This is a genomic window from Nocardia sp. IBHARD005, from assembly GCF_052814245.1.
In genome coordinates, this window is record NZ_CP199935.1 from 3161780 (window position 1) to 3178454 (window position 16675).

The 16675-nt window shown below is 65.0% G+C and carries 10 protein-coding genes; 8 read left to right on the forward strand and 2 right to left on the reverse strand.

What is annotated here, in order from left to right; all coding sequences use genetic code 11:
• Positions 1 to 468: 468 nt before the first annotated feature.
• From ACTWPB_RS14765 to ACTWPB_RS14780, 4 genes are all read left to right on the forward strand, one after another.
• The gene (locus ACTWPB_RS14765; protein WP_446221246.1) at positions 469 to 771 is read left to right on the forward strand and encodes a hypothetical protein; all 303 of its coding nucleotides are present in this window, start codon (positions 469 to 471) and stop codon (positions 769 to 771) included.
• 57 nt (positions 772 to 828) lie between these two features.
• Positions 829 to 1788: a hypothetical protein gene (locus ACTWPB_RS14770; protein ID WP_446221247.1), complete on the forward strand. Its 960-nt coding sequence runs from the start codon at positions 829 to 831 to the stop codon at positions 1786 to 1788.
• A 161-nt stretch (positions 1789 to 1949) separates the two neighbouring features.
• Positions 1950 to 2558, forward strand: coding sequence for a murein transglycosylase (locus ACTWPB_RS14775; protein ID WP_446221248.1), 609 nt, complete (start codon positions 1950 to 1952; stop codon positions 2556 to 2558).
• Positions 2559 to 2730: 172 nt separating this feature from the next.
• Positions 2731 to 3036: a hypothetical protein gene (locus tag ACTWPB_RS14780; RefSeq protein WP_446221249.1), complete on the forward strand. Its 306-nt coding sequence runs from the start codon at positions 2731 to 2733 to the stop codon at positions 3034 to 3036.
• Between the two features lie 232 nt (positions 3037 to 3268).
• Here the strand turns inward: ACTWPB_RS14780 and ACTWPB_RS14785 are convergent, their stop codons facing one another.
• Positions 3269 to 4672, reverse strand: coding sequence for an IS1380 family transposase (locus ACTWPB_RS14785; RefSeq protein ID WP_446221250.1), 1404 nt, complete (start codon positions 4670 to 4672; stop codon positions 3269 to 3271).
• A gap of 357 nt (positions 4673 to 5029) precedes the next feature.
• Between ACTWPB_RS14785 and ACTWPB_RS14790 the strand changes: the two genes are divergently transcribed.
• From ACTWPB_RS14790 to ACTWPB_RS14800, 3 genes are all read left to right on the forward strand, one after another.
• Positions 5030 to 5236, forward strand: a complete 207-nt coding sequence (locus ACTWPB_RS14790; RefSeq protein ID WP_446226350.1) for a DUF7336 domain-containing protein — start codon at positions 5030 to 5032, stop codon at positions 5234 to 5236.
• 15 nt (positions 5237 to 5251) lie between these two features.
• Positions 5252 to 5458 (forward strand): hypothetical protein, encoded by a 207-nt coding sequence (locus tag ACTWPB_RS14795; protein ID WP_446221251.1) that lies wholly within the window; start codon positions 5252 to 5254, stop codon positions 5456 to 5458.
• Positions 5459 to 5945: 487 nt separating this feature from the next.
• A complete protein-coding gene (locus ACTWPB_RS14800) occupies positions 5946 to 7046 on the forward strand; it encodes a lipase family protein (RefSeq protein WP_446221252.1) in 1101 nt (366 codons plus the stop codon).
• 153 nt (positions 7047 to 7199) lie between these two features.
• Here the strand turns inward: ACTWPB_RS14800 and ACTWPB_RS14805 are convergent, their stop codons facing one another.
• On the reverse strand, positions 7200 to 7631 hold the full coding sequence (locus ACTWPB_RS14805) for a hypothetical protein (RefSeq protein ID WP_446221253.1): 432 nt from the start codon (positions 7629 to 7631) through the stop codon (positions 7200 to 7202).
• A 73-nt stretch (positions 7632 to 7704) separates the two neighbouring features.
• Between ACTWPB_RS14805 and ACTWPB_RS14810 the strand changes: the two genes are divergently transcribed.
• The gene (locus ACTWPB_RS14810) at positions 7705 to 16665 is read left to right on the forward strand and encodes a DUF7507 domain-containing protein (RefSeq protein ID WP_446221254.1); all 8961 of its coding nucleotides are present in this window, start codon (positions 7705 to 7707) and stop codon (positions 16663 to 16665) included.
• The last annotated feature ends 10 nt before the right edge of the window (positions 16666 to 16675 follow it).

Below are 16675 nucleotides of genomic sequence, written 5' to 3' on the forward strand. Positions count from 1 at the left end.
CCTAATTTCTCACTCCATCACTGACCTGGTCGATTCTTTCGTCTGGCTGGGTTCTGGATCTGCTGCTCCGATCTCGGGTTCTGTGACGGATAAGAGTTGCGCAATTTGCCCGAGTAGCCGGCTACTCTTGCATTGTTCTAGGTTGATCGGTGTGCGGGGTGCCCGCTGAGGTTGGGTGCTCGACTCGGTACCGTTCGCGTGGAACGGTCCGGGTCGGTTGGTGTCGTTTCGGTGTCGTAGCCGAAGTGGTGAGGGTCTCCGGCCGGAGTTTGAATTATCGGTAGGGATCGATGTTGTGGATCCCGTTGTGGGTGTGGTGGTTGCGGTCATTGGGGCCGTGAATGGTGGGGTTTCGAGTCGGGGCCCGTGGTTGATTAGGTGGGGCAGCTGCCGAATGAACCGGGGCCCCACTCGTGCAGAAGTGACCACATGGTCGTGTGAAAGATTGCGTGAGATGGAGATAGTGAGATGAGTAGTCGTGTCGGGATGCGTCTCGTTACTGGTGTCGTGGGGATGATCGGCGTGGTGGCGATGTCTACCGCAGTTGCTGTCGCCGAAGCTGCCGAGCCGGTAACGGTTTCGATTGCGGAGGCAGATGAAGATTCGTCGGATGAGAGTGAAACTTCTGATAGTGGGTCGTCGTTCAGCGGTCCTGGTTTTGCGGGTTCTTCGACGACAGGTTCGTCCGGTGCTGTGAGTACCGGATCTGTTGAGGACATGCTGCCTGGCTTTGTGGGACGGCTGTTGCGGGGGGTAGTGACCGGTTCCTGAGCTGGGTGGAAGCTACGGCGGGTACGGAAACTCGTGAGGTGAAGAGGTTGTGGCGTAATGAAATTGACCGATGAGGGAGCTCTCGGGCCTGTGGATCCAGAGCAAACCGAGTTCTTACCCATTCCAGGGGCAGTTGATGACTTCGATGACGATGAGTTGCTCGATGACTCTGACGAGGCAGACGAGCCGACGTCTCTGCTAGTGAGGTCATGGCGGCGAGTGACCGGCTGGTTGCCCGAAGAAGGTATGGCCCGCCACCTCACCTACGCCGGTGCCGCTGCGGCGGTGGTGGTTGCGTTGATCGGGGTCCTTATTGTCACCGGAGGTGAGTCGGAGGCCTCCGATGAGGTTGCTGACGCGGCGAATTCGGAGATGACGGATTTGGAAGGTACTCAGTCCTACGACGACTTCTCCCAACTTCTGCCGAGTGCCTACGAAACCTCGACTACTGAGTTCCCGATTGAAACGACCCCTCTGATCGGCGAAACGCCTCTCGATGTACCCCTACCGGGCGATGACCCGGCGATGGAGTTTTCCGATACCGAGGTGCCCTTGGCTCCTTCTGAGATCACGGTCACCGAAACCGCCGAGCCGGTGGATGACCCGTATGCAACTGAGACCGAGACTGTGGTGGAGACACCGACGGAAACGATCACCACGCCCGCTCCGAGCGAGCCGGGCTCGCAGTGGCCCAATGTTTCGCTCAACGGCAGCGTGTCGGTACAGGTACCGACACGCGAGCCCGGAGACCGCGGCACCGCGCCACCGTCGACTGTGACAGTGACGGTCCCGGCGGAAACAACGACCGCCCCGTCTCGTACGCGGACGACAACACCCCGTCCGACTTCCTGCGTGAGCACCCCGTCGACCACGCGTAAACCGACCACGACGAAACCGACCACAACGACGCCGAGGACGACGACCCGAACGCCCAGGCCGACAACGACCACGCCGCGCCCGAAGCCTTCGACGACGACGCCGAAGAAGACAACCACTACGGTTCCGCCGTGCAGGTAGCGGCGACTCGATATCTCGGGATGTTTCTGTCCGCCTGTGCGATCGTCGCAGCTGCGGGATGCGGCGACGGGTCGCGACACGAGACTGCATTGCCTGCCCCGGACCGGGGGGAATCACTGCCTGCGATCCAACTCGTCGCAGCGGACCGGCACGATGATTCGTTGCTGAACTGGGCCCAAGCCCGCGGCAAAAAGTACGGGATCCCGCCGCGGGCGCTCCTAGCGTACGGATACGCGACGGTGGTGATGGCCAAGACGTCGCCGGGTTGTCACCTCGGATGGACGACCCTCGCCGCGATCGCGCGGGTCGAGAGCGACCACGGTCGTCATCGAGGTGCGAAGACCGCAGCAGACGGACAGGTGAGTCCGCCGATCCGTGGGGTCGCGCTCGATGGGACCAACGGCAATGCCCGGATTCTGGACCCTGGTGCGACGGCACGTGCCGGGCACACGGTATTCGCGCAAGCTGCGGGGCCGTTCCAGTTCATTCCCGATACGTGGAAGCGGTGGGGTGTTCATGCGGGCGTCGACTACCCCACGTTGTCAGCCGCGCTCAAGAAAGCCAAGCCGGTTGTTCCCGAGACGATCTCGGGTAGTCCGGACAACATCGACGATGCCGCTCTGGCGGCTGGCCGGTACCTGTGCGCATCGGGTGGGGATCTCGCTACGGCGGCCGGGTGGAGGCGTGCGGTGTTCGCGTACAACCACTCCGACGCCTACGTCCGACAGATTCACGCTGCAGCGTCTGGATACAGCAAGTCCGCTCGCTGAACGACAGACCTCCGTTTCCCAACTGCGGCTAAGGGCTGAGTAGAAGGCGAACAACCGGCAACGTGCTTGTCATCGGACATCGCCGTTCTGTGAAATTCCAACCCTGAATTTGCTTGTAACCCCGACTGTTCGGTCGGGGCCGGTATGAACCATCTGATGAGGAGAAGTTTCTGTGAACAAGTTTCGTGCGATCGGCGCTGCGGTGATGGTGGCTTCGGGCCTGATGCTGAGTGCTGCGGGTACCGCCTCAGCTGCCACGGGTTCAGGTGAGAGCCTGATCGACCTGGTCGACCTGCTGGGCACCGGTAGTGGAGGGTCCGGGTCGTCGTTCGGCATTACCCTCGGTGAGGGCGAAGACGAAGGCGATGACGCCGAGACCGTCGCCAATACCCCGGTCAGCACCGGAAGCGCCGGTATGGGTAGCGGCAGCGCACCGCTGTGCAGTACGAGTCCGACGACCCCCGGCTGCCCGAAGTAGAACGTGGTCAATGGCCGCCAGACGTCTGCCCGCGAGTTCCAGTTTTGGTGAGACGGGGGAGGTCGTAGCGTTTGGTCGCCCACCGCAGCTTTAGCCTGAATCCACCGACCCGGTTGTCGGGCTGGTCCGCGCGCCGCAGGCGCGTGGACCAGCGTGTTTCGGGTGTGGAGTAGCCGCTGGTCTGCCCAGCTTTTCCACGTGGATCTCGGTTCGGGCCGGTTGGCCGGGTTGGTCAGTTGATGGCCGGTGGTGGGGGTGAGTAGCCGATCGTGTTGTGCCACAACATGAGCCATGCATCGATCCAGGGCCAATGGCTGGGCAGGTGCAGGACCGGTCGGCGCTGGGGGCGGGCCAGACGGGCCGCAATGTTGACGATCTTGCGGCGCAAGGTCGCCGCGCGAGCCATGCCCAGTTGTGCGCCAGCGAGGACCCCGGTAGCGCGCAGCAGATTGTGCGCGATCGCCGCGCAAAGCACCCAGGCAGAATTCGCCCCGAATTTCCCGGACGGGATATGGGCCAGCGGTCCGTCGATCAAGTCCGCGAACACGGTCTCGATGACGGCGTGTTTGCGGTGGGTGATGTCGGCCTCGGCGGTGGCTTCGCCGGAGTTGGTGAAGAACGGGTGATACCGCCAGACCGGGAACAACGCATCGGGGTAACGGGCGTCTTTCACCCGCCGCACGATCAGCCGCGCGGTGGCCCTGTCCTTGGTGGAAGCGAAAGCGGTGTAATCGATTTCGGCGACCTCGGCATCAGAGATCCACTCACCGGTATCGGGGTCGCGGACCGCGCCGGGATAGTTCACCGGCGTCCACCTGTCCTCGGCGATCGCGCCGATCGCGCGATCGATCGCGCGATTGCGGGTCATCACAAGCGAGAACTGCGTGCCCGCGCGCAACGCCGCACGCACCACTTTGCGGTTGCCGTAAGCCGAGTCGCCGCGCACCAGGATCTGCCCGGTGGCCCCGGCCGCGCGGGCGGTGTTGATCGCGGCGGTGACCATCGACGCAGCCCCTTTGCCGGAACCGGTCTTGCCCGCCCGCAACCGCATCCCGGCGATCACCGGAGCGGCGAGGTCTGTGCTGATTGTGGCAGCCAGAGGCGAAAGCCCTTTGCGGAGAACCTGTTTACCCGCGATCTTGGTGTGTCCGTAGGACGCGCCCTGTTTCTGGTGGCCATAGACCGGACGCAGCAACGAGTCGATATCGACGAAGCACCGCACCGCGGCGCCGGGCAGCAGATCGACCCGGCCGGCCAGCGCCACCAGGTGGGTACCCAGCACCGACTCCAACTGCTTGCCGTGCCCGAAGGTGAACTCCCGCAACAAGGTTCCCACGGTCGAGGGCGCATACACGCCGCCGAACAGGTTCTTGCCACCGCCGCTGCGCAGCAGGTCGATGTCGTCGATGCTGTCCGCGCCAGCGCACATCCCAGCGATCAGGGTGACCAGTTTCGGCGCGGGATTGGCCGAACCGGACTTGATCCGCGGCGAAGCGATCGCGACTTTATCGGCCAACATGCTGGTCAGGCCCGTTTGCTCGGCCAATGCCATCACCGGTACCAACCCGGCCACCGAGATCAGGTTGTCGTCATCGAAGCGTGCCGAGTCCTCGGCGAAGGTGTGGAACAATCGCACTGAAAGTGTCTTTCTGAATTGGATCTGATTGTTGCGTCGAGAACACCAATCTTTCCAGGTCAGAGGACACTTTCGCCAATTCACCAGCCCTTCGATTCCCCACTACGTCGGTGGATTCAGGCTAAGAAGGGTACTGGCAAGGAGAAGGCCGACGACGTTCCGAGTTGGGCGAAGGGCCGCGCGCCTTACGTCGGCGAATCTGGGAAAGACTACGCTCGTAGGTTGATGGATGAAAAGTATGGCAAAGGCAACTGGAGCGACACTGGGCCCGGCAGCGAGTACAACAAGATCAAGAAGTACGGTGACCGCGCTTGGCAGGACCCGGAATAGTGAGGCGGAGGTAGCATGGAGCCCGATATGTATGTCTTCGTAGTTGATCACTGGTACGAACTCGACAATGGTGAGGATGTAGTTCGTACCATTGGAATCTACTCATCGGAGGAGGAGGCGGAAAAAGCAGTGGAACGCATATCAGTCCTGCCGGGTTTTCGTGATCGGCCTGATGATTTCTGTATCAATAGATTGACGCTAGGGCATGACAGTTGGTCCGAAGGATTTGCGTAAGGAGAGGAGTTCGTCATGGAAGATGTCTTCCTGCTGAAGCACTCATATCGGAAACAAAGCGGACTTGATGAGGTGAAACGTATCGGTGTGTACGCCACCGAGGCAGACGCTCGCGCAGCGATCGACCGGTTGCAAGGACAAGAGGGATTTCGCGACCATCGGTACGGATTCATTGTCCAGCGCTACATGGTCGACTCCGACAACTGGACCGACGGTTATTAAGCTGAGGCTTCTCAACGGTGGCGATGGCGGAATTTGTCAAGGTGAATGAGTCCGGCAGGTGTTAATTAAGTTGCAGCTGACGGCTGGCTTTTCTCGCCTGTTTCGGCGGTGGCTGGTTGATCCATGCCTCGGCAGGAAGATCGATGATCTTGGGCTGCTCGCAGCAGTCACGCCCAACGAACCCGACTTGATCGAAGAACTACCGCTTCTGAGAGTGAACCTGACCATCGCGCCCGACCCCTGCAACACGACTTGTATGAGGCATTCGGGATCAAGATCGTCTACGTCGAATTGCAGCTCAGGGGCCTGCGGTTAGTCCGAGGTTTGCGTCAGCACCGATCTGCCAGGAGAGCAGCGTCGAGCCGTAGCGATGCGTCAGGGTTTGTGTTGAGGTGGGAGTCGACGGCACCCGGCACGATCCTGCACTCGCGACCGGTCACGGTTCGGGGCCTTCGGATTCGTCCGCCAGTCGATCACGGCATGGCAATTGCTTTATCGCACAACGAATCTCGATCAGCTCCCCGACACCACGGTGGGCACCGTGCTGGTACCCGATCGCGTCGCGGCCCGACCGGATCGGGTACTCAGTTTCCAGTGCGCGATCGATGCGGTGCCATCGCACTGCTTCCCCTCGTATGCCCTGCGGCAAGGCGCGCGGGCACTGGGCGCGGTGCCGCAATTCGAGCTCTTCCTGATCGGGAGCGCGCTCGAACGGGGCTGGATCGTCGCGGTACCAGATCACGAGGGCATGATCGGTGCGTTCGGGGCTCCGCGTGAGCCCGGGTACCGCTCGCTCGACGGAATCAGGGCCACACTGGGTTTCGCCGAGCTCGGACTCGACCCGGCAACTCCGGTCGCCCTGTTCGGCTACTCCGGCGGCGGCATGGCGACATCGTGGACCGCGGAGATGGCAGGCTCCTACGCACCCGAGCTGACCATCGTCGGTGCCGCCGCCGGATCGCCGGTCGGTGACCCCGCCTCCGCCTTCCTGCGGCTCAACGGCACGCTGTTCGCCGGCATCCCCGCCATCGTTGTCGCCGGACTGCGCCGGATCTCGCCCGCGCTCGACGACGTCCTCAACCGAACCGCCACCCCCGCGGGGGTGCGGCGGCTGGCCGCGCTGGCCGGACAGACCACCGTCGGCGCCGTGCTACGCGGGCCGCGCATGGATTTCGACGACCTGGTCACCGAGCCGCTGGCCGACATCCTCGCCCAACCGGAGATCGTCGAGCTCCTGCGGAGTCTGCAGCTGGGCAGAAACGCCCCGACGATGCCGATGTTCGTCGTGCAGAGTGTCGGCGACCAGCTCATCGCGGTGGACGACGTCGACGACCAAGTTCAGCGCTACCATGCCGTGGGCGCTCACGTCACCTACCTGCGCGACCGGCTCAGCGAGCACCTGAGCCTGGCGATCTTCGCCGCGCCCCTGATGTTCGACTGGCTCGACGACCGCTTCGCGAGCCGCCCGCTGCCCGACCCGACAACCCGAACCGTGACCACTGTCCTCGCTCTTCCCGGCGCCCTGCCCGGACTGTGGCGATTCCTCACACTCTGCGTGCGCATGCTGGGTGGGCGCAGCCCGCGTTGATCAGGGCTCAGAGGTTCGAGTCCCCTTAGCACCACAGAAGATTCGATTTTGTACAGAAGAATCTTGGCGGTCACCCGACGAATACGCAGCCAACTACCATGACCAGGTGCCGGCCGGAACCTGATAATCCGCTTTCCGGCTCAGCGGGAACCCTTACCGGGGCAGTCCCTCACAACCAGCCCGGAAAGCCTGCGCGCGCAGCCCGTTGGCCTTGGCTCGATTGGTGAGCATGAATTCTTTCGCGAGCTGAAAATCTTCTGTTCTGTTGAGGTGTCGTTCGGACGTAACACGAAAGTTCTTGCTATTTTCAGCACCACTGACCCATCGACGAACTGGGGTTTGTGTGCGAACGCTACAGATGCGTCGGATGTCGGTGGTGCTTCTCACCGCGATTGTGGCCAGCCTGACAGTGCCGTTGTCGTCGCCGGCGCACGCTGCCGGCTCGAAACTGTTCACCGAGACGTTTACTGAAGCGTCGGTGTCGGATTCGGGGTTGAAGCCACTCGGCGATGCCTGTTTGACCGGCGCTTCCGGCGCGCCGCCGAGCGGAGCATCCACCATCGGTCGCTGTTCGCGCACCAACAAGTCGCCCACGGTCGGTCAGACGCCGGGCTACCTGCAGCTCACTGATGCGAGTAACACTCGTACCGGTGGCGTGGTGTACGACCGCCCGCTGCCCGGCAACGGCGGTCTCGATATCAGCTTCGAGCAGTACCAATACGGTGGCAGCGGGGCAGACGGCATCAGCTTCTTCCTGGTAGACGGAGCTGTCAGCCTCAATGCGACCGGCGCCTCCGGTGGCGCGCTCGGCTACGCGCAGAGCGCGGCGAACAACCTACCCGGTGTGCACGGCGCCTACCTCGGCGTCGGTCTGGACGCCTTCGGCAACTTCGCGCCGGATTCCGACCGCAAGGGCAGTGGCTGTCCGACGAAGTCGCCGTACACCAGCGGCCAGCCGCAGACGGCGTCATTGCGCGGACCCGGTGAGGGAATGTCGGGATACTGCTGGCTCGGTAGCTCTCGGATTTCCAACGGCTTGCGCGCGGCGACCCTGCCGGATTCCAAGCGTAATGTGCGCATCACGGTCGGCACCGAAGCCCGGCCGGTGGTAACGGTATACATCGACGGCACCCAGGTGCTGCAGCAGACCATGCCTGCCGACGCGCCTGCCACCTATAAATTCGGTTTCGCCTCCAGCACCGGTGGTTCCAATGATGTGCACCTCATTCGCAATCTGCAGGTGAACTCGTTGGTGGAACTGCGGCCGCTCAATATCGTGAAACAGATCGACAAGACGCAGGCGGCGCCGGCCAATTACAAACTCGGCGACTCCATCCGGTATCAATTCGTGGTCAGCAACACGTCGTTGTCGCAATTGAATGATGTGCGGGTCTACGATCCCGCGGTCGCCGACATTTCTTGCCCGTCGACAACTCTGCAACCGGTCGGGACCACAGGTGGCTCCATCGTGTGTACAGGTTCGCATGTTGTGAATGCGACGGACATGCTGAAGAACACGTTCACGAACACCGCGTACTCTACCGCCGCGTTCCCGGACCGGACGCCGACGAATTCGAACGAATCCAAGGTCACCGTGCCATTGGCCGACACGGCGAATGTCGCCCTGGCGAAGAAGCCCGCACTCGTTGACACGAACGGCGACGGCGGAGCCTCGGTGGGCGAGACGATCAACTACACCTTCGAGGTCCGCAACACCGGCAATGTGCCGCTCACCGGCGTCACTGTGACAGATCCGAAGGTCGCCGCGATCAGCTGCCCAGGCGCTGGCCTCGCTCCCGGCGCGACTATGACGTGCACCGGGAGCCACACGGTGGCGCAGGCAGACGTCGACGGCGGTCTGATCCGCAACGACGCCACTGCGACCGGCACCGCTCCCAGCGGAACCACCGCGACCTCGACCAGCGCCGCCCAGGTGGCCCCCGCGCAGAAGGCCGAGATCGGCCTGATCAAGCAGGCCAAGCCGATCGATGTCGACAAGGACGGTCTGCTCGGGCTCAACGACGAGATCGAATACACCTTCACCGTCGCCAATCCCGGCACCCTCACGCTGTCCGACATCACCGTCACCGACGCGAAGGTCGGGACAGTGACCTGCCGGCTCACCAGCATGACTCCCGCGGCGGCCAACCAGTGCACCGCTGCCCGATACAAGGTGACCCAGGCCGACGTCGACGCGGGCAAGATCACCAACAACGCCAAGGTCACCGGCAAGTCACCGACCGGGCAGGTGGTCGAGAGCCGGGCATCGGCGGAGGTCAAGGTCTCCCAGCGCACCGATCTGGCACTGATCAAGCAGGCCACCCCGGTCGACGTCGACAAGGATGGACTGATCGGCAGCGGTGATGAAATCGCCTACGCGTTCACCGTGACCAACAACGGCACCATTACCGTCAACGGCGTCCAGCTCACCGACCCGAAGGTGGGTGCGGTGACGTGCGCGGCGACCTCGCTGGCACCCAAGGCGAAGACACAGTGCACCGCGGGTTCTCGCTACAAGATCACCCAGGCCGACGTGGACGCGGGCAAGGTGACCAACGAGGCGACCGCGACAGCCACGGCACCTGACGGCTCCGCGCTGCAAGCCAAGGCCACCGCACAGGTGCAGATCGCGCAGCGCGCCGAGCTCGGCGTGATCAAGCAGGCCAACCCGATCGATGTGAACAAAGACGGTCTGATCGGAATCGACGACGAGATCGAATGGAAGTTCCAGGTCGTCAACAAGGGCACTGTCACGGTGCAGGACTTGACCCTCGACGACCCGACAGTCGGCACGATCGCCTGCCCGAGCACGACGTTGGCGCCGAAGGCCGGGGTCACCTGCACCGCCGCCAGGCACAAGATCACTCAAGGTGAGGTCGACACCGGCAGAGTGCCGAACAAAGTATCCGCCACCGCGACTACACCCGACGGCGGGACGGTCGGCGGCGGCGCCTCCGCGGAGGTGCCACTGACACAGAACCTCGACATCGGCGTGATCAAGCAGGCCACCGCGGTCGACGTGGACAACGACGGTGCTATCGGTCTTGGCGACCAGGTGGAGTACACCTTCACCGTGACCAACGCGGGCTCGGTCACCCTCGCCGAGGTGAAGATCGACGACCCGAAGGCAGGCACTGTGTTCTGCCGGTCGACCACGCTGGCCCCGAAGGCCGCAACCGCGTGTACGGCGACCTCGCGCTACACCATCGTGCAGGCTGACGTGGATGCCGGCACAGTGGTCAACACCGCCACCGCGGTCGGCACTGCACCGGGCAACAAGGTGATTCAGGCTTCGGCCGCTGCCGAGGTCCGGACCACTCAGCGGGCTGAACTGGGCTTGATCAAGCAGGCCAACCCGATCGACATCGACGGCGATGGCGCGATCGGTGTCGATGACGAGATCGAGTGGACCTTCCAGGTAACCAACCAGGGCACCGTGACAGTCAACGACCTGAAGGTCGACGACCCGACAGCGGGCGCCGTGACCTGCCCGAGCGGCACACTCGCGCCCAAGGCGACCGAGTCCTGCACCGCGGCCCGGCACAAGATCACCCAGGCCGACGTGGACTCGGGCACAGTGACCAACAGCGCCCGCGCCACCGCGACAACACCCAACAGCGGCAGCGTGGAAGGACGAGCCTCCGCCGAAGTCCCGGTCGCACAGCGCGCCGAGATCGGGCTGATCAAACATGCCACGCCGATCGATGTCGATACCGATGGCCTGATCGGGCTCGGTGACGAGATCGAATACACCTTCGCCGCCACCAACACCGGTTCGGTGACCTTGCGCAGCGTTGGCGTCGAGGATCCGAAGGCCGGCGCGGTGAACTGCCCGAGCACCACGGTCGCACCCAAGGCCATCGTCTCGTGCACCGCGGCCAGGTACAAGATCACCCAAGCTGATGTGGACGCGGGCGCAGTGAACAACACCGCGACGGCCTCGGGAACCCCGCCCAGCGGAGATCCGGTCCGAGCCGGGGCGTCGGCCGAGGTACGTACCTCGCAGCGTGCTGAAGTGGCCCTGGTCAAGCAGGCGAACCCGGTCGATCTCGACGGTGACGGCGCTATCGGCCTCGGCGACGGTGTCGACTACAGCTTCCTGGTCACCAACCCCGGGTCGGTCACCTTGCAGAACGTGCAGATCGCCGATGCCAAGTCAGGTGTGGTCACCTGCCCGAGCGGGACGCTCGCGCCGAAGGCGAACATGACCTGCACGGCGGCCAGGTACGGCATCACCCAAGCCGATGTCGACGCAGGCATCGTCCTCAACGAGGCCGCGGTGACGGCGAATCCGCCCAACGGTGGCCCGGTCGAGGGCCGGAGCACCGCCGAGGTGCAGATCTCGCAACGACTCGCCCTCGGTGTCATCAAGCAGGCCAACCCGATCGATGGCGATGCCGATGGCCGGATCGGGCTCGGCGATCAGATCGAATGGACCTTCGCCGTGACCAATCAGGGCACTGTCACGATCACCGATGTGACGGTCGTCGACCCGATGGCGGGGACGGTGAGCTGCCCGACCACCACGCTGGCGCCGAAGGCGTCGACGACCTGCACCGCGAACAAGTATGTCGTCACGCAGGCCGATGTCGATGCGGGCAGAGTCACCAACACCGCCGAGGCCACCGGCAAGACCCCGACCGGGCAGCCACTGCAGGGTCGTGCGGTCTCGGTGACCGAACTGCAGCGGGTGCCCGAGATCTCGCTCACCAAGACGCCGGTCGCGCAGGATGTCGACAACGACGGGCGGATCGGACTGGGTGACCGGATCGAATGGCGGTTCGCGGTCACCAACACCGGAAACGTCAACCTGACCGAGGTCGGCGTGCAGGACGCCACCGCGGGCGCGGTGACCTGCGCGGCCACCGCCCTCGCACCGGGCGCGCAGACCTCGTGCACCGCGGCCCCGCACACCATCACCCAGGCCGACGTCGACGCGGGCGCGGTGAACAACACCGCCACCGCGACGGGTACCTCGCCCGACGGGACGAAACCCACCGCGGGCGCGGTCGGGCAGACACCGATCGCGCAGGATTCCACCCTGCGCGTGATCAAGACCGCCGTCGCGGTGGATGCCAACGGCGACAACATCATCGCGGCGGGTGACCAGATCCAGTGGGCCTTCACGGTCACCAACGCGGGCACGGTCACTCTGAGCAACGTGACCGTCGCTGACGCGAAGGCAGGCGCGGTGACCTGTGCGGCGACCGCGCTCGCGCCGCGGGCGAGCACTCAATGCGCGCCCGCAGCGGCCTACGTGATCACGCAGGCCGACGCCGACGCCGGTTCGGTGGTCAACCAGGCCACAGCAGCCGCGACGACACCGTCGGGCGGCGCCACCACCGGTGCGGCATCGACGGTCACGCCGGTTACCTACAACCCGTCGGTCGGCTTGATCAAGCGTGCGCAAGCCCACGATGTCGACGGTGACGGCGAGATCGGCCTCGGCGACGCGGTCGGCTACACCTTCACTGTCACCAACTCCGGCACGGTCACCCTCACCGGTATCAATCTGACGGATCCGACGGCAGGCGCCGTCAACTGCGGTGCGACGACACTGGCACCCGGCCAGACGATGGAGTGCGCCGCGGCGCAGGTGTACACGATCACCCAGGCCGATGTCGACGCAGGCGAAGTGACCAACTCCGCGAACGTCGTCGGCAACGCGCCCAACGGCGCCACGCCGACGGCGACTGCGGCCACGACGACTCCGATCGCGCAAGCCGACGCGGTGCGCCTGATCAAGCGGGCGGTCGCCAAGGATGTCGACGGTGACGGCGACATCGGTGTGGCCGACACGATCGGGTGGAGCTTCACCGCGACCAACATCGGCACGGTGAGTCTGGCCGATGTGCGGATCACCGACCAGAAGGCCGGTCAGGTCAGCTGCGCACAAACCAGTCTGGCGCCGAAGTCGGCAACCGAGTGCACCGCGGCCGCGGCCTACGTGATCACTCAGGCCGACGTGGACGCGGGCCGAGTGGACAATGTCGGCGAGGTGCGCGGCACCACGCCCAGCGGCGGCACGGTGGGCGATCAGGCGGGAAGTTCCACACGGGTATCACAGCGCGGTCAGATCGCCCTGATCAAGCGGGCCGCGGTCACCGATGCCGATATCGACGGTGATGTCGGTGTGGGCGACACCGTCACTTACACCTTCACCGCGACCAACACCGGCACCGTGACGATCACCGACGTCACCGTGGTCGACCCGAAGATCGGTGCCGTGACTTGTGCGACGGCAACCCTGGCGCCGGGCGCCCAGACCGAGTGCGCCGCGACAACGGCATACGCGATCACCCAGGCCGATGCCGACGCAGGCACGATCGACAACACCGCCGAGGTCAGAGGCGTTGTGCCCGGTGGATCGGTGACAGGGCAGGCGGTCACCTCGACCAAGATCACTCAGCGCGCCGACCTGAACCTGATCAAGCGGGCCACCGTGCAGGACATGGACGGTGACGGGCAGACCGGACGCGGCGACAAGATCCACTACGCCTTCCTCGTCACCAACGCAGGCACCGTCACGGTGACCGATGTCGCGATCACCGACCCGAAGGTGGGTACGGTCACCTGTGCGGCGGCCACGCTGGCGCCGAAGGCGAGCACCGAGTGCGCAGGCGGCGAGTACGTCATCACCCAAGCCGACGTGGACGCCGGTGAGGTTGCCAACGTCGCGACGGTGACCGGCAAGACCCCCGACGGCGTCGTTCCGCCGAAGGGCGAGAGCGGCACGAAGACGCCGATCGCACAGTTCGAGCAATTGCGCCTGATCAAGCACGCACGCCTGGTCGACGTCGACGGTGACGGCCGGATGGGGTTGAACGACACGATCGAATGGTCGTTCACCGTCACCAACCCCGGCACGGTGACCGTCGGCGATGTGAAGATCACCGATCCGAAGGCAGGCGCGGTGAGCTGCGCGAAGTCCTCGATCGCGCCCAATGAGTCCATCGAATGCACAGCCGACGCGGCCTACAAGGTGACGCAGGCCGAGGTGGACGCGGGCACGGTGGACAACACCGCCGAGGTCAAGGGCTCGACGCCGGGCGGCGGCACGGTGGGCGCGCAAGCGTCGACCACGACCCTGCTGACCCGCAACGCCGACCTGAATCTCATCAAACGGGCCACCATCGAGGACACGAACGCCGACGGCGACGTGGGGCTGGGTGACAAGATCGCCTACACCTTCACGGTCACCAACCGGGGCACCGTAACGGTCACCGAGGTCGCGATCACCGACCCGAAGGCGGGCGCGGTCACCTGCGCGAGGACCTCGCTCGCGCCGAACGCGAGCACCGAGTGCACCGCCGCGGCCTACGCCGTCACCCAGGCCGAAGTGGACGCGGGCTCGGCCGACAATGTCGCGACGGTGACCGGCAAGACGCCCGAGGGCATCTCGCCGCCGACCGGCGAGAGCTCGACCAAGACACCGCTGTCACAAGCCTCGGACCTGCGGCTGATCAAGCGGGCCACGGTCGAGGACGTCAACGGTGACGGTCTCATCCGGCTCGGCGACCGCATCAACTGGACGTTCACGGTGACCAACGTGGGGTTGGTGACGCTGTCGGACGTGCGGCTGAGCGACGCGACGGCAGGTGCGGTGACCTGCGCGAGCACCACGCTGGCACCGAAGGCGTCGGTGGAATGTGCGGCAGGCGCCTACACGATCACCCAGGCCGATGTGGACGCAGGGACGGTCGACAACACCGGCGAGGCGAAAGCCACAACCCCGGACGGTGGCACGGTCGGTTCGCGGGCGAGCACCATCACGCCGGTATCCCAGAGCTCGGATCTGCGGCTGATCAAGCGGCTCGAGGTCACCGATATCGACGGTGACGGCGAGTTCGGCCTGGCCGACCAGATCGTCTACCACTTCATAGTGACCAACGCGGGCACGGTGTCGATGACCTCGATCACCGTCACCGACCCGCTGGCCGGTGCGGTGACCTGCCCGGTCGATGCGCTGGCCCCGGGTACCTCGACCGAATGCTCGGGTACCGCGCCGTACAGCGTTACCCAAGCCGATGTCGACGCGGGCAAGATCGATAACACCGCGGAGGTCACCGGCGTAACCCCCGGAGGCGATACCTTGAAGGGCCGTGGTTCGGCGACGGCAGTGGTCGCACAGCACACCGACCTCGTCGTGCTGAAGAAGGCGGAGCTGATCGACGTCGATGGTGACGGCGCGGCGGGTCTGCGCGACCAGCTGAAGTGGACCATGACGGTCGGCAATGCGGGCACCGTGACGGTCACCGACCTGAAGATCGGCGACCCCAAGGCCGGGACGGTGGCTTGCCTGCAAACAACCATCGCGCCCAAGTCGTCGGTCGAGTGTGCCGCGATCGCGACGTACACGATCACCCAGGAAGACATCGATGCCGGCGTGGTGACCAACACCGCGACGGCGACTGCCAAGAACCCCGATGGGCGCATGACGACCGGATCTGGCACCACCGACACGGCGATCAGTCCGGTGAACGAGCTCGGCGTGATCAAGACGGCCGTCACCACTGACGTCGACAACAACGGGGTGATCGGCGTGGGTGACACAGTCACCTGGTCGGTGCGGGTCACCAATCTCGGGACCGCTACGGTGACCGGTATCGCGGTCAACGACCCGAAGGCAGGCCCGATGACCTGCGCCACGACCAGCCTGGCGCCGAAGGCCGCCACGGACTGCACCGCGGCGACCGCCTACACCGTCACCCAGGCGGATGTGGACGCGGGCAAGATCGACAACACGGCCGCCGTCACCGGCCGCGCCAGCGGTGGCGGGGTAGTCGGCGGGCAGGGCAGCACGCACACCACGGTGGCGGGGCCGGTCGAACTCGGCGTGATCAAGAAGGCCAAGGCGATCGACGTCAACGGTGACGGGGTACTGAGCGCGGGTGACAAGATCGAGTACACCGTGACGGTGACCAACAACAGCTCGCTTTCGCTGGCCGAGGTGACGGTCGCCGACCCACTGATCGGTCACGTGAACTGCTCGGCGACCACAGTGGCGCCCGGCGCATCGGTCGAATGCAAGGCCGCAGCGTCCTATACCGTCACCGCGGCGGACGTCCTCGCCGGCAAGGTCGAGAACAAGGTGGTGGTCACCGCCAAAACCGATACCGGCACGATCATCACCGGCACCGGCACGGTAACAGTGGTTGTTGATCGTCAGTGTGACTGTGGTGACGACGATTCCAGCGGCGGAGTGATCGTGCCGATCCCGATCCCGATCCCGATCCCCATTCCGATCCCGATCCCCATTCCGATCGGCGGCACCCCCGGCACCCCCGGCACCCCCGGCATCCCTGGCATCCCCGGCTTCCCCGGCATCCCAGGGCTGCCCGGACCTGGCGCACCCGCACCGCAGCCCGGACCTGGCGCACCCGCTCCACAGCCAGGGCCGAGCGCACCAGCTCCAAGGCCTGGCCCCGGCGGGCAATGGCAGCCCGGACCTGGTGGCCCCGCAGTTCCGGCGCCTGCCCCACAGGGCAAGGGCACCGATCCGATTCCGATGACGGGTGTGCGAGCGATCGGTCCGCTGCTCGCGATCGCGGGAGCCGCAGTGCTCGCGGGAGCCGTGGCACTGCTGATCAGCCGCCGTAGGCGCGGAGACGACCGATGAGGTCGCCGTG

Bases quoted from the DNA above. Each gene is read 5' to 3' on its own strand.
- ACTWPB_RS14790 (WP_446226350.1), top strand. From the start codon at position 5,030: ATGTATGTCTTCGTAGTTGATCACTGGTACGAACTCGACAATGGTGAG.
- ACTWPB_RS14765 (WP_446221246.1), top strand. From the start codon at position 469: ATGAGTAGTCGTGTCGGGATGCGTCTCGTTACTGGTGTCGTGGGGATG.
- ACTWPB_RS14770 (WP_446221247.1), top strand. From the start codon at position 829: ATGAAATTGACCGATGAGGGAGCTCTCGGGCCTGTGGATCCAGAGCAA.
- ACTWPB_RS14795 (WP_446221251.1), top strand. From the start codon at position 5,252: ATGGAAGATGTCTTCCTGCTGAAGCACTCATATCGGAAACAAAGCGGA.